This is a genomic window from Pantoea sp. AS142 (assembly GCF_037152305.1).
Lineage (GTDB): Bacteria > Pseudomonadota > Gammaproteobacteria > Enterobacterales > Enterobacteriaceae > Pantoea.
The window spans coordinates 24,260-36,704 of the sequence record NZ_JBBCMO010000003.1; the positions used below are offsets into that span (position 1 = coordinate 24,260).

Genomic DNA, 12,445 nt, shown 5'->3' on the forward strand with positions numbered 1-12,445 from the left:
ACACGGATTTATGCTGAAGACCGTCCTCAGACGGGCCGCAGTACAATAACCGCATATCGACAGGCATCATTCGTTTTATTTCTGAAGACGCAATCAGCCGGATCGCCCAGTTCCAGACAGTCACCCGCTGACATCTCGTAAGTAATTAAACCCGCCTCAAAGGTCAGTGCGCCGTCCAGCACCCATATCAGCTGACGTCTGGAAACATAGGAGATAGCAGGCATCGGCACAGCGGTATTTGCCGGTAGATCGACACTGACCAGATCGACCGGCATCTCTCCCGGTGAAACGTGGCGACGCAGATAGCCAGTTTCAGGATCCTGCCATACCGGCTGATTTTCGTGTCTGACCAGCGTCCCGGTTTGCACTTCGGTCTGGGCAAGCAGTTGTGAGATAGTCATGTCAAAAGAGCCTGAGAGGCGCGCTAACAGAACAGCTGTCGGGCTGCTCTCACCACGCTCAATCTTGTGGATCATCGCCCGAGACACACCTGAGTTATCAGCCAGCTCAGTGAGTGACCAGCCGCGTTTTTCTCTTTCCGCTTTCACCTTCTGACCGATACGCGTATTCAGGCTGTCTTCTTTGATGGACATTTCATCTAACATAATGGATAACTATCATAGTGTACAATTCATCTACTTTAGTAAATGTGCAAAGGGGTGTCCATCATGATTATTCGTGCGGCAAATGAAAGCGATGCTGAAATTATCGCGGAAATTTATAACGATGCAGTGCTTAACACTACAGCCATCTGGAATGAAAGCCGCGTCGACGTGGCTAACCGCATCGAATGGATAAACAGCCGTCAGCAGGCTGGTTTTCCTGTGATTGTGGCAGCAGACGATGATGATACCGTGCTGGGATATGCTTCATACGGTGACTGGCGTCCCTGGGATGGATACCGTCACACGGTTGAGCATTCTGTTTATGTTCATAAAAGTTCAAGAGGAAAAGGCATGGGAGACGCCCTGATGCGGACGCTAATCCAGCTTGCCTGTGAGGGCAAAAAGCACGTGATGGTGGCGGGTATTGAATCCGAAAATAGGGTCTCCATTGCACTGCATAAAAAACTGGGATTCACAGAAGCTGGCAGAATGACAGAGGTTGGAACTAAGTTCGGGCGCTGGCTGGATCTGACGTTTCTGCAGCTTCGTCTGGATGACCGCAAAGATCCCTGACCATTGGCTATTGAAAGCGATTGCTGTGCCGGGCAGCATGACGGCGTGAATTAAGCAGGACAGGGATGCTGGCTGCGTTGAATCGCAGCCTGTTATATCGATTTTTACGCAGATTACCTGAAATGCGTGAAGTAATAGTAAATTACTGCGCTAACCGATATAACTGGTTGATCATCCCTTATCGCAGAAATAAAAGATGGCGTTTTCGAACGAATTAGTCCTGATCTTCACCACCTATTTTGTCGCTACTGCCAGTCCTGGACCGAGTAATATGGCGATAATGGGGATGGCAATGAAAAAGGGCAGAGGTGCCGCCCTGGCGCTGGCTTCGGGTGTCGTAAGTGGTTCGATGCTCTGGGCGCTGCTCGCAGCGTGCGGCGTCCTGACTGTGCTGAACACCTTCGCACAGTTGCTGATTGTTTTGAAAATTGGCGGAGGATTTTATCTGCTATGGCTGGCGTTTAAAGCCGGGAAGTCTGCTTTACGACGGAGTGAGCGCAGCGATTTTAAAACCCGCGACGAGCGGGTCGCTTATGGCAGGCTGTTCGGTCAGGGTATCCTGATGCATATCGGCAATCCTAAAGCGATTCTTACCTGGGTGGCAATGATGTCGTTTGCGCTGAAGTCGAATGGGGCCGCCCCGACGCTACCTTTACTCATCGGCGGTTGTGCGGCGATTTGCGTGGTTGTGTTCGGCGGTTACGCTCTGCTGTTCTCAACCGCCGTGATGAGCGCGTTTTACCGTCGCATTCGACGCGGACTTGATGCGCTCTTAGCCTGCTGCTTTACGCTGGCAGGGCTGAAACTGATTTTCAGCCCTGCCAGGTTCGTTTAATGGGTACGGGGGGTTGTCTGCAAACGCAACCGATCCGGCAGGGAGCCAGCGTCGGGTTGTATTGATGCGGGCCCGATAGCCCTTCATCTGACCCTAAAGAAGTTAGCGCAACAAGCAGTCATGTTTCAGGCAATCTCTGAATTCGAACCAACAAGGCGATGAAATGAAAGGCACCTGTCTGTGTGAAACCGTTATTTTCGAAATATCAGTCACCCCTGCATTTTATTACCGCTGTCACTGCTCCCTTTGCAGAAAGCAGAGCGGGACCGGCTTTAACCTGGCAACGTTAGTAAAAGAGGGTGACTTTACCTGGATATCAGGTGAAAGCCAGATAAGCTCATGGCGTAAACCGACAGGTTATCGCAACGATTTTTGTGCCAGCTGTGGCTCTACAGTGCCTAACCGCTTGCGTGACAGGCCCTATGTGTGGCTTCCGGTTGGATTACTGAATGATTCTGCCGATATGCAGTGCATCGGGGATTATTGTACCGATGACGCCATGCCCTGGGACTCAACCCGTTCAGAGACAAATCATGCCGGACCCGTTCAGTCTCTGAAATCTCTTTTAACAAGCCTGAAGCTACTTGATTAATCGCAGCACTTTTCTTAGTGATGCGTCAGTTTTAAGCCCCAGTATTCAGAGCAGGCTTTAACATCGTCCGGAGAATGAAGCAGAAGTTTTGACAGGCTGGCCTGGTCGTAAAGCGTCTTATGGCGCTTTCGATTCTGCGGAGCAGTAAGGATAATATATTTCAGCATCGCCAGATTCACATGCTCGCTGCTCACCCCGAGACCGCCAATTCGGGGCCTGGATGAATAACACCTGCGGATATACCGTAGCAGTGCCACGGGCACTTTTACCTCAAGAAGAATCAATCCTGTGGCACGAGCGAGGCGCGCTTCAATGCATTTTGTGTAATTACCCTCCATAACCCACTTTTCCTGACGCACTGCCTCCGCGTGTAATTGAAAAAAATCTGCCTGTGCTCTGGGAATCCAGTGACTGCCCGGAAAATGGTGAAGTTGATCAAGATGAACCGCCGGTAAATCCGTTTTGCGCGAAATTGCATCAGCTAAGGTGGATTTTCCGCTGTTCGACGGGCCAATAATACAAATGCGTGGCCCAAGCGCCTCTAAAGAAAGTGCATGATTCACAACGTTTCCTCTGCATTATCCTTATAAAAATATGCGTGCGTTATGCTCTGCTGACTTTAACGCTATCCGACATAATCTGACATTCTAAGATGATGTGTTGCCACCCCAGTTCGGTTATCCACCGATAATTAACTTCATAGTCATCGCCGTCAGGCGTGTGATAAGCAGACAAAGTATCTGCGATTAAGATCAACCTGTGAATAAAAAACGCCAGCCTGATGAATCAGATATCGTCCGTAATGCTGCCAATAATATGGGCAACGAGGTCTGCTGCAGTGCCATCAGGATCCCGATCTGGATCATAAATGGTTACCGTGATGCCACCACAGCCAGAGTGTCCAAACAGCGTCTGGCAGAGAGAAATAAACTTTTCAGACGTCAAGCCCGCCGTTCCATGAGCGTTTTCGGTAAAGTTTGGTTACATCTTGCCGATTAATTGTTCAACCAAAAAAACCGTAGAGGGCATTATGGCTTTAATCAATGGACTTACCGATGGGGTGACAAGAGACTCTGTCGCTTCCAGCACAATCAAATTATCTCCAAACGTCAAAACCGAATCCATTACCGGGAAAACGCTGCCTGACACCGTAGTGGTGATCTCTCAGGAGGCGAGAGATCGCCTGATGCAGGTCGTGCCTGAGCCCATTTCAGCGGAACAGCAGACTGAAAACCTGCAAGATCTGAAAGATTTGGTGAGGGGCAAGTCAGCCAGCCAGGGGCCGACGTTCAACCTTGGCTATGCGCTGTTTAATGACCCCAATACCAGCTGGGATGCCAGGACATTCCGGCCGCTGCTGGACATGACGGCAGATAACACCCAGGTCAGCATGGATGACTTCGCGAGCGCGCTTCATCAGGTACTGGCTGAAGGTCAGGTGGGGCGTAATCAGTACGATGACAGTGATACCTCTGAAGCGATGGCAATGACGCTTACGCAGGTGAAACTGCACAAATTGATTGAGAAATATGTCCCGGAGGATAAGCGGGACCAGGCGACCGGTATTGTTGATGAGATGATCGACAGTAAAGTGGCATTCCGGGAAGAGAGATTGCTGCTTGGGGCGCAGCAGATGCTGGATATCGCGCATCAATATGGCACCAGCGAAATCGTGGCGGGTGCGCGTGATGACCTCGACCAGGTAAAAAGCGGCACTGCGCGGCCACAGATTGAATTGGCCAGAATGATGGAGGCGACAAAGTCGGGCAGTGACATGAATGCTGTATTTAACACCTTTGCCGACGTGATCCGTGCCACGCCTAACCCGCACAACAAAGCACAGCCCTCTATCGATGCCGCACTAAAGCAGTTGGCGGTTTATCGCCAGCAGTGGCAGGCGTTCACTGAAAAATACGCTTTATAATGTCGCTATAATCCTGCAAGTGACGGTACACTCGTGGCTAAGAAACGCGCCACAGAGCCGCATTTGCAGGATAGCCAGACTGACGTTATCCCCTCACGACCAGCAATTACTTATTGTTATTACAGTACTATTTAACGACCCAGCCTGAAACTGTCTTTCTGATCTCAACCATCCCAGGAAAAAAGGAGAGATTACACATTTACAAATTTAAATGTGTAAATATAATACCACCTCTTCACATATCAGAGGATTTTTAGTCATGTCGTCACTTTTTACCCCCCTGAATCTGGGTAATCTTCAACTTCGGAACCGCATAGTACTGCCGCCGCTGACGCGTTGCCGCAGCGAACAGCCGGGCAACATTCCCGGCGATATAATGGTGGAATATTACCGCCAGCGCGCCAGCGCGGGACTGATGATCACCGAAGGCACCCAGATTGAGCCTCGCGGGCAAGGCTATGCCTGGACGCCAGGGATCCACAGCGACGCGCAGATTGCCGGCTGGAAAAAGATCACAGAGGCGGTACATCAGGAAGGTGCCACGATTTTCTGTCAGCTCTGGCATGTTGGTCGCGTCTCGCACAATGAACTTCAGCCAGGCAAGCAGGCACCCGTTGCGCCTTCAGCCATGACAGCCGATAACGTCCGGGTATTTATTGAAACAGGGCCAGGAGCCGGGATATTAACTGCGCCCAGCGCACCACGGGAATTGACCACCGCTGAAGTTAAAGAGATCGTGGAACTCTACCGACGGGCAGCAGAGAATGCCAAAGCAGCCGGTTTCGACGGCGTGGAACTGCACTCCGCCAACGGTTACCTGATTAACCAGTTTATCTCTGAGCACACTAACTTCCGTACGGACGAATATGGTGGATCAGCTGAGAATCGTCTGCGTTTTCTGCGTGAAGTCGTTGAGGCGGTCAGCTCGGTATTTGGCAGCCACCGTGTTGGCGTCAGGTTTGCGCCGCTGTTTTCAAGTACCGACGAAGAGCGCGTCTATCTCGGACTGGTCGAAAGCGATCCCCACGCGACTTACATCCGTGCCGCGCAACTGCTCAACGAACTGGAAGTTTGCTATCTCTCAATAGCCGAAGCGGATTGGGATAACAGTCCGGATATGCCTGAGAGTTTCCGTATTGCGCTACGGGAAACGTTTCGCTCACCGATTATCTATTCAGGTCGTTACACGGCAGAAAAAGCACAGCATATGCTGGAAAAAGGCTGGGGCGACCTGTTTGGTTTTGGCCGCTCATTTATTGCTAATCCTGACCTGCCGGCGCGGATTAAATCAGGCTTTCCGCTGAATGATGTCGATCACGCCTCCCTGTATGGCGGCAGTGAGAAAGGCTATACTGACTATCCTGTTTACCTATCCTGATGTTCTGTGAGGCGGCATGTCCCCCGAAAATGCCCTGAAGCTACTGTCTAACCCAACCCGGGTGGCAGTGCTAAAGTGGCTTAAAAATCCTGACGAAGCGTTTGCGGGTTATTCCCAGCTCTATCCTTTCGATCAGTATGGCGTCTGTGCCAGTCTCATCCAGGACAAGGCGGGCTTATCACAGCCCGCCACCTCGTTATGCCTGAAAGCACTTCAGAGCGCAGGGCTGGTAGAAGCCAGTAAAGTGGGGAAATGGACCTACTATCGCCGCGTCGAACCACGTATTCGCAAAGTCACCGAAGCGGTGACGCAATCGCTGCAGGCGCTTTTGTAGCGACGGCATTTTCAATACCTTTGCCTGACCGGGCTGCCATTGCAGGTTTGCCCGGACAGCCAGACCCTGAACGTCTCCCCGATTTTCTGACTCTGTTCCATGCAGTCTGCTTGACGAAACTGCCTGCTTACCTTACAACTAAACCCGTCAGGGGAGTCTCGCCAGAGAGACTGAGAGGCTAATAGCGCACCGCGCGGCTTAGCGACCCTTAGAACCTGACCCAGTTGATACTGGCGTAGGAAGACGGGTATCTCATCAGATACTTGCCGCAAGGGTGCAGTCGCGCCGCTCTTGCCTTTTCCCTTCTGGTATCACGGGTCTTCGTTAACTGATAACGAGGCGAATGTGACCCACTTAATCCTGAATCTCTCTTCTGCTGTCTGGTGGACATTTTGAGCCGCTGGTCGGTGGTCGGCAGCGGCGTTGCCGGGCTTTGTGTCGCCACGCTGCTGGCGGAACAGGGAGAAACCGTTGAAATCATTACTCAGCCTGACTGCCGTGCGGCCTCGCACTGGGCAGGGGGCATGCTCGCGCCCTGGTGCGAAGCAGAAAGTGCACCTCCACAGGTGATCGAATGGGGCCAGCACGCTGCCAGCTGGTGGGCGAAACGTGTAGAGGGCGTGGAGCAGCAGGGCACGCTGGTGGTTGCGCCGCCGCGCGACAGCCGCGAACTGACGCGCTTCGCCAGCATGACGGAGCAGCATCAGTGGGTCGCGCCTGGTGAGGTTGAACCGGCGCTGGAAAACCGCTTTGCCCGCGGCCTGTTTTTCGCCGGCGAGGCGCATCTCGATCCGCGCCGCGCGTTGCAGCAACTGCACGATAAGCTGCAACAGGCGGGGGTGCCCATTCACAGTGGTAAACCCAGCGGGAAAATCATCGACTGCCGTGGCATCCACGCTGCTGACCAGCAGCCGTCACTGCGTGCAGTGCGTGGCGAAATGTTCATCCTGCACGCGCCCGAAATTCAGCTCTCCCGTCCTGTCCGGCTTCTCCACCCGCGCTTCCCCTGCTATCTGGTGCCCCGTGCCAGTGGCCACTTCATGCTGGGTGCGACCATGGTTGAAAGCCACGACAGCAGCCCGATCAGCGCCAGGGCAATGATGGAGCTGCTCAGCGCCGCCTATAGTCTGCATCCGGCGCTGGCAGAAGCTCGGATCACAGAGAGCGGCACCGGTCTCCGGCCCGCTTATCAGCAGAACCTGCCACAGGTCCGCTACGAAAATGGCCGTTTTTTCCTCAATGGGCTTTACCGCCACGGTTTTTTGCTGGCCCCGATTATGGCTGAAAAACTTATGCTGCAACTCACTCAGGAGATTAGTTATGCGAGTGGAACTTAATGGCCGCACGATTGAAACCGGTGCAAATACGCTGGCTGAGCTGTTGCAGGAGCAGCAGATTGATCCGCGCACGGTCGCCACCGCGCTGAACGGCGAGTTTGTGCCGCGCAGCTGTTATGCCAGCCAGCAGCTTGAGGCGGGAAACCAGTTGGAAATCCTGTCACCCATGCAGGGAGGTTGATCATGTTCTACCAGTTTGTTCCGCAATCCCGATTTCTGCTCGGTACCGCTGGCTATCCATCACCGGACATTCTGCATCAGGCGATAGACGCATCTGGTGCGGAGATTATTACCGTCAGCCTGCGACGGGAAGGCAGCGAGGGCGGGGCGTTCCGTACGCTACTGCAACGGCTCAATAAACGTATTCTGCCCAATACCGCGGGCTGTCACACAGTGAAAGAGGCAGTGACGACGGCACTGATGGCACGTGAACTGTTCGATACAACATGGATAAAGCTGGAAGTGATTGGCCATGCCGACACACTACAGCCCGATCCGTTTGCGCTGGTTGAAGCCGCGCGCATTCTCTGCGCTGACGGATTTCAGGTCTTTCCCTACACCACCGATGATCTGATTGTGGGCGAAAAATTGCTGGAAGCGGGCTGTGAAGTGCTGATGCCCTGGGGCGCGCCGATTGGTTCAGGCCAGGGGCTGCGCAATATCGAGGGGCTGCGCACTATGCGTGCATGGTTTAAAGATATACCGCTGATTATTGATGCAGGGATCGGCGCACCAGGCCAGGCGGCACAGGCTATGGAGATGGGTTTCGATGGCGTGCTGCTTAACACTGCGGTGGCAAAAGCGCGCGATCCAGTGAGAATGTCGGGTGCCTTTGCCGCCGCGATCTACGGGGGGCACGAGGCGTTTCAGGCAGGATTGATGGAGCAGCGCGATATGGCGTCAGCCTCCACGCCAGTTTTTGGCCTGGCACAATTCAGATAAGGAGTGGCAATGTCACGTTATCAGCGACAGACAATGTTGCCGGAAATGGGTGAAGCGGGCCAGCAACGGCTGAGCAGCGCAAGGGTGCTGGTGGTGGGGGCGGGCGGGCTTAGCGCGACGCTGCTGCCCTTACTGGCAGGCGCAGGCGTAGGTTTTATTCGCCTTTACGATGGCGATCGGGTTGAACTGCATAACCTGCATCGGCAGACGCTGTTTGGGGTGGACGATGTGGGGCAGCCGAAAGTGTTTTGCGTCCAGCGTGCGCTGGGGCAGCGAAATCCAGACTGTCAGGTGGAAGCGCATCCACAACAGCTGAACGCCAGTGAACTGCCACAGGTGCTGGAGGGGATCGATCTGGTGGTGGATGCGGCGGATAACTTTGCTATCACTTATCTGCTCTCCGACACCTGCTCTCCGCGAGGTTTGCCACTGATTTGCGCCTCGGTGCTGGGACGTAAAGGCTATGTCGGTGGATTCTGTGGCGGTGCGCCCAGCTATCGCGCGGTGTTTCCGCAGTTACCCGTGGTCTCGGGTAACTGCAACACCGCAGGCGTGATGGGACCTGCGGTGGCAACGCTGGGCGCAATGCAGGCGCAGATGGCGCTGAGTGTTTTATTAAAACTGACGCCATCGCCGCTAGGCTGCATGATTCATTGCGATTTTGTTGACTGGCACGTGCGGCCGTTCCGCTTTGACGATGCGCCCGAGCCGGACGTGCCGGGCACGCCTTTTATCGATCGACTCATGCTCACGGAGGAAGATTGCATTGTGGAGTTGCGTAGTCGGGAAGAGGCGCCGGTCAGTGTGGCCGATCGGGTGATACGGATTCTGCCGCAGCAGATAGCGTCCTGGCAGCCGCCTGCCGATCAGCGTGTAGTGCTGGTTTGCACCAGTGGAATGCGTGCGGCACAGGCGGCTGAAAACCTTGCCGCCCGTGGGATAACGCGGCTGGCGTTGATGGCGGCCAACATGCTTTAGCATGTCAGTTTAAATCACCTCCACCAGCTGAAATGTCTCGAAGATCAACTCCATTTCAGTGTGGAAATAGCCTGCGCGCTGAAAGTAGCGCTGATGTTCCTGCCGCCAGTAATCGAGGCTGAGATCGCCTTCGCCTTCCAGCATCGCCATCTCTGGCGTCACGCGATCAAAGCGCGTCAGGAACAGCCCGGTGGTGCGGAGCACGCAGACCGGCTGCTGTTCGCGATTCAGGATGATGCTGTAACCACCCGGTTGAGGCAACCTTTCCTGCTCCTGCCAGCTACGCAGTGAACCGCAGCTGGCGACTTTTTTGCCGGCAATGATCAGTGTGGTCAGCTCACTGGCGAGTTCAGGGGAGTCACCAAACGTGTCGACCATCGCGTCAGGGTATTTATCTCGCAGTTGTTCCAGCGTCATTGCCATCAGAAAGTCCTCGAATCAATGCGGGCGCGCCAGACATAACCTGAGGTTATCGCAACGCAGGCCAGCGGCATCGTTAGATAAATAGCAGCAGTCACCACGGCAGGTTACTCTCTGCCGTTGTTCTGCAAATAGTGGCACAGCTTAACCGGCCGCCCTGCCGGAAAACAGGCAAAATTATCAAAATAGTGAGGTCGTCCGAATCGCTGACGCTGAAAGCTACGCCTGCCACCGACACACACCAGAAATTAGCTAATCAAAAAACTCGCCCAGCGCTCAATGTCGTCCCCGCTGCTGATATCGGGCTGTACCAGGCCATTAACCATAAAGGTTGGTGACACATGAATGCCGTTCTGACGGGCATATTTGCAGTGCCATTTAATGGCGTTCTGCAAATCAGGCTGATCAAACGCGGCCAGGGCATCCACGCCACTGTACGCTTTCAGGCGGGCCAGAATCTGATTCGGCGTGGCATCGCGGTTAGGTCCGGTGCAATGATCGGTGAATTCAAACTCTTCACGATGATCGGCCACCGCCTGCATCACTTTCTTTGCCGCTGCTTTACTTTCGCATGCGGCGGCAAGGATATAGCGCACAATCAATCCTGAATAGAGGTGCCAGGGTTGTGACTGCAGACGGATCTTCAGCGTGATCTTCTCTTCACCCGCGTGCGCCAGTAAAGCGTCGAATTTATTGAATGCGCGGACCGAAAAAGGACAGGTAGGTTCCAGAAAGACTTCAAATATCATGGGGCCGTGGCCCCATACCAGTGCATCAGCGTGCTGACTCATTGGCAACTCCTTAGCGATTATCGGGGAGAAAAGGGTATTTACTCTGGCAAATCCTACTCACTTCAGCCAGTTAAGAATCAGCCGCAATTGTTACAAAATTCAGCAATCAGTTGCTGACCTGCGCGTAACAGGCGACAGGCAGTACCATTAATCGTTAGAATTATCGGCTTTGGCATTCTCAACAGCTGGCCCTGCATCGCCGCTGATGAGCAGCTATAGTTACCAGCAGAGTTTGCTTTCTCAAATTACCAGGGCATGTCTGCTACTTCCTTGCTGCCTGTCTGCCCTGAGTCGATGGGCGTTAGAAGAGGTTAATTTTGCATACCGGTCTCACCTGGAAAACTCTCCATCGCGTCATCAATCAGACGATCTCAGACATGCTGGATGAACAGCAGACCCTTGATGTGCTGTCACTTCGCGCCCGATTGCATGAACTGGCTGAAAATGAGGAGGATGAAGTCATGGTGCTCTGTTACTGGCAGGCGAGCAAAATTCTGTTGCGATTACCCACTTCCGTTACAGCCAGTCAGTTAATGGTTGCCGCACGTCACGCTTTTCGCACCCCGATGGATCACGATCTGCTTTAGGTCGCTGACTGGCTCGCGGCAGGATAAATCCTCACTTCGAAGAGCCTGTTGTGGCGGCGCTGGGTCAGCACGATGAATGATCGTTTCCCTCGATCAAAACAGTTACGCCCGCCTTGTTTGTCGATCTATCGCCAATTTATTGCCATTCTGGAATCAACAAATACTAACGTTAATGATAATTTTTTCAGGACTGAGGATAGTATTTCCTGAATGCTGTGAAAATTAACTCTGATCAGTAAACGTCGTGGATCTATTTTCTGTTTAGATAACTCAACGACTTTTTTATCATTCGAATAGATTATTTGCATCAATGTAGCATCAATATAATAAGACCATGTTGTGATGTTGTCGCATGGCTATAAATACATATCTCTCCCTCAGGTAGCTAATTTTAGCCAGTTTGTATGTTGTGAAAAGAGACAGGTTTAATGAATACCAGAAAACGACCTATGCCCGTGACGCTGGCTGGGCTTATGATTTCTGGTTCCGCATGAGCAACACTTGTAGAGGAATATCACCGATCACGATTAATCCGGGAGCATCAACGGGCACCCAGGGTGCCGGTGGTTGCGTGCCATTTACCGGTGAAACTACCGCTATCTCCTGTGCCATTTCGCGTACCCGTAAAAATCAGATCGTTAATTCAGGTAAATGGGCGAAAACTTATTTCGAAAAACGCAGTGAAACGACCGAAACGCCATTTACGATTTCTGTAAAGGATTGGCCTTCCTCGGTGAAAACCGTGGCTGAGCGGTTCGATGGTGATAAAGATGGGCCTGCAGAATCCATAAGGTCAGCGGGTACCGCTGAATGTCACGACCGATCAACTGCCGTTGCTGACGACGGTCTCATCACCTAATCAGGCGATGTCAATGGCGTTTAACACTCACTCTATTAAGACTGACGTGCAGGTTATGACGGGTAAAGCGGACAGCACCGTGACCTTCAACCCGGTTTATAACTAAGGTCTTCAGACTGTGCATCACGGGTTCGGGCCGTGTAATTCACGCGAACTAAGCCACACTTCACCGCTTAAGCGCTGACGTACCCTCAATCTGGTTCATCATCTGCAACAATCGTTAAAACCCGGCACACCCGACCCACTGTTTTGTCTAATCTCTGTTAAAATTGAACCTCTGCGCCACTTTG

General features: G+C 53.0%; 17 protein-coding genes and 1 riboswitch. Of the genes, 13 read left to right on the top strand and 4 right to left on the bottom strand.

All coding sequences use genetic code 11. The features are described 5' to 3' along the window. Positions 1–26: 26 nt before the first annotated feature. Positions 27–605: a helix-turn-helix domain-containing protein gene (locus tag WFO64_RS08080; RefSeq protein WP_337010562.1), complete on the bottom strand. Its 579-nt coding sequence runs from the start codon at positions 603–605 to the stop codon at positions 27–29. A gap of 63 nt (positions 606–668) precedes the next feature. On the opposite strand from WFO64_RS08080, the gene WFO64_RS08085 reads away from it, so the two are divergent. The 3 genes from WFO64_RS08085 to WFO64_RS08095 all read left to right on the top strand — a co-directional run bounded on the left by WFO64_RS08085 (position 669) and on the right by WFO64_RS08095 (position 2,605). Next, on the top strand, positions 669–1,178 hold the full coding sequence (locus tag WFO64_RS08085) for a GNAT family N-acetyltransferase (RefSeq protein ID WP_337010564.1): 510 nt from the start codon (positions 669–671) through the stop codon (positions 1,176–1,178). A gap of 196 nt (positions 1,179–1,374) precedes the next feature. After that, positions 1,375–2,013, top strand: a complete 639-nt coding sequence (locus WFO64_RS08090) for a LysE family translocator (RefSeq protein ID WP_337010566.1) — start codon at positions 1,375–1,377, stop codon at positions 2,011–2,013. 163 nt (positions 2,014–2,176) lie between these two features. Beyond that, positions 2,177–2,605, top strand: a complete 429-nt coding sequence (locus tag WFO64_RS08095; RefSeq protein ID WP_337010568.1) for a GFA family protein — start codon at positions 2,177–2,179, stop codon at positions 2,603–2,605. A gap of 14 nt (positions 2,606–2,619) precedes the next feature. Here WFO64_RS08095 and WFO64_RS08100 read toward each other — a convergent pair whose 3' ends face one another. Beyond that, on the bottom strand, positions 2,620–3,168 hold the full coding sequence (locus WFO64_RS08100; protein ID WP_337010570.1) for an AAA family ATPase: 549 nt from the start codon (positions 3,166–3,168) through the stop codon (positions 2,620–2,622). 196 nt (positions 3,169–3,364) lie between these two features. Between WFO64_RS08100 and WFO64_RS08105 the strand changes: the two genes are divergently transcribed. The 8 genes from WFO64_RS08105 (at position 3,365) to WFO64_RS08140 (ending at position 9,498) form a co-directional block, all read left to right on the top strand. Beyond that, positions 3,365–3,604 carry a hypothetical protein gene (locus WFO64_RS08105; RefSeq protein WP_337010572.1) on the top strand — a complete coding sequence of 80 codons (240 nt, stop codon included), beginning with the start codon at positions 3,365–3,367 and terminating at the stop codon, positions 3,602–3,604. 31 nt (positions 3,605–3,635) lie between these two features. Further along, positions 3,636–4,529, top strand: coding sequence for a hypothetical protein (locus WFO64_RS08110; RefSeq protein WP_337010574.1), 894 nt, complete (start codon positions 3,636–3,638; stop codon positions 4,527–4,529). A 259-nt stretch (positions 4,530–4,788) separates the two neighbouring features. Continuing rightward, positions 4,789–5,907 carry an alkene reductase gene (locus WFO64_RS08115; protein ID WP_337010576.1) on the top strand — a complete coding sequence of 373 codons (1,119 nt, stop codon included), beginning with the start codon at positions 4,789–4,791 and terminating at the stop codon, positions 5,905–5,907. Between the two features lie 16 nt (positions 5,908–5,923). Next, complete coding sequence (locus WFO64_RS08120) at positions 5,924–6,241, top strand: ArsR/SmtB family transcription factor (protein ID WP_337010578.1); 318 nt, start codon at positions 5,924–5,926, stop codon at positions 6,239–6,241. Between the two features lie 139 nt (positions 6,242–6,380). Then, a riboswitch (TPP riboswitch) is annotated at positions 6,381–6,500 on the top strand. 133 nt (positions 6,501–6,633) lie between these two features. After that, complete coding sequence (locus tag WFO64_RS08125; protein WP_337010580.1) at positions 6,634–7,578, top strand: FAD-dependent oxidoreductase; 945 nt, start codon at positions 6,634–6,636, stop codon at positions 7,576–7,578. Continuing rightward, on the top strand, positions 7,562–7,759 hold the full coding sequence (gene thiS / locus WFO64_RS08130) for a sulfur carrier protein ThiS (protein ID WP_337010582.1): 198 nt from the start codon (positions 7,562–7,564) through the stop codon (positions 7,757–7,759). Before WFO64_RS08125 ends, thiS begins: the two co-directional genes overlap by 17 nt. A gap of 2 nt (positions 7,760–7,761) precedes the next feature. Continuing rightward, positions 7,762–8,520: a thiazole synthase gene (locus WFO64_RS08135; RefSeq protein WP_337010585.1), complete on the top strand. Its 759-nt coding sequence runs from the start codon at positions 7,762–7,764 to the stop codon at positions 8,518–8,520. 9 nt (positions 8,521–8,529) lie between these two features. After that, positions 8,530–9,498 carry a HesA/MoeB/ThiF family protein gene (locus WFO64_RS08140; RefSeq protein ID WP_337010587.1) on the top strand — a complete coding sequence of 323 codons (969 nt, stop codon included), beginning with the start codon at positions 8,530–8,532 and terminating at the stop codon, positions 9,496–9,498. Positions 9,499–9,507: 9 nt separating this feature from the next. Here the strand turns inward: WFO64_RS08140 and WFO64_RS08145 are convergent, their stop codons facing one another. Together WFO64_RS08145 and WFO64_RS08150 are read right to left on the bottom strand one after the other, a co-directional pair. Then, complete coding sequence (locus WFO64_RS08145; RefSeq protein WP_337010589.1) at positions 9,508–9,921, bottom strand: ASCH domain-containing protein; 414 nt, start codon at positions 9,919–9,921, stop codon at positions 9,508–9,510. 245 nt (positions 9,922–10,166) lie between these two features. After that, positions 10,167–10,709, bottom strand: a complete 543-nt coding sequence (locus WFO64_RS08150; RefSeq protein WP_337010591.1) for a DsbA family protein — start codon at positions 10,707–10,709, stop codon at positions 10,167–10,169. 317 nt (positions 10,710–11,026) lie between these two features. Here WFO64_RS08150 and WFO64_RS08155 point away from each other — a divergent pair, with 317 nt between their 5' ends. Both WFO64_RS08155 and WFO64_RS08160 read left to right on the top strand, forming a co-directional pair. Further along, complete coding sequence (locus tag WFO64_RS08155) at positions 11,027–11,296, top strand: hypothetical protein (RefSeq protein WP_337010593.1); 270 nt, start codon at positions 11,027–11,029, stop codon at positions 11,294–11,296. A 409-nt stretch (positions 11,297–11,705) separates the two neighbouring features. After that, positions 11,706–12,155: a fimbrial protein gene (locus WFO64_RS08160; protein ID WP_337010595.1), complete on the top strand. Its 450-nt coding sequence runs from the start codon at positions 11,706–11,708 to the stop codon at positions 12,153–12,155. Positions 12,156–12,445 lie beyond the last annotated feature (290 nt).

Excerpts from the sequence above, each read along its gene's own strand:
- WFO64_RS08080 (WP_337010562.1), bottom strand. The coding sequence starts at position 605 with ATGTTAGATGAAATGTCCATCAAAGAAGACAGCCTGAATACGCGTATC.
- WFO64_RS08085 (WP_337010564.1), top strand. The coding sequence starts at position 669 with ATGATTATTCGTGCGGCAAATGAAAGCGATGCTGAAATTATCGCGGAA.
- WFO64_RS08090 (WP_337010566.1), top strand. The coding sequence starts at position 1,375 with ATGGCGTTTTCGAACGAATTAGTCCTGATCTTCACCACCTATTTTGTC.
- WFO64_RS08095 (WP_337010568.1), top strand. The coding sequence starts at position 2,177 with ATGAAAGGCACCTGTCTGTGTGAAACCGTTATTTTCGAAATATCAGTC.
- WFO64_RS08110 (WP_337010574.1), top strand. The coding sequence starts at position 3,636 with ATGGCTTTAATCAATGGACTTACCGATGGGGTGACAAGAGACTCTGTC.
- WFO64_RS08115 (WP_337010576.1), top strand. The coding sequence starts at position 4,789 with ATGTCGTCACTTTTTACCCCCCTGAATCTGGGTAATCTTCAACTTCGG.
- WFO64_RS08120 (WP_337010578.1), top strand. The coding sequence starts at position 5,924 with ATGTCCCCCGAAAATGCCCTGAAGCTACTGTCTAACCCAACCCGGGTG.
- thiS (WP_337010582.1), top strand. The coding sequence starts at position 7,562 with ATGCGAGTGGAACTTAATGGCCGCACGATTGAAACCGGTGCAAATACG.
- WFO64_RS08135 (WP_337010585.1), top strand. The coding sequence starts at position 7,762 with ATGTTCTACCAGTTTGTTCCGCAATCCCGATTTCTGCTCGGTACCGCT.
- WFO64_RS08140 (WP_337010587.1), top strand. The coding sequence starts at position 8,530 with ATGTCACGTTATCAGCGACAGACAATGTTGCCGGAAATGGGTGAAGCG.
- WFO64_RS08145 (WP_337010589.1), bottom strand. The coding sequence starts at position 9,921 with ATGGCAATGACGCTGGAACAACTGCGAGATAAATACCCTGACGCGATG.
- WFO64_RS08150 (WP_337010591.1), bottom strand. The coding sequence starts at position 10,709 with ATGAGTCAGCACGCTGATGCACTGGTATGGGGCCACGGCCCCATGATA.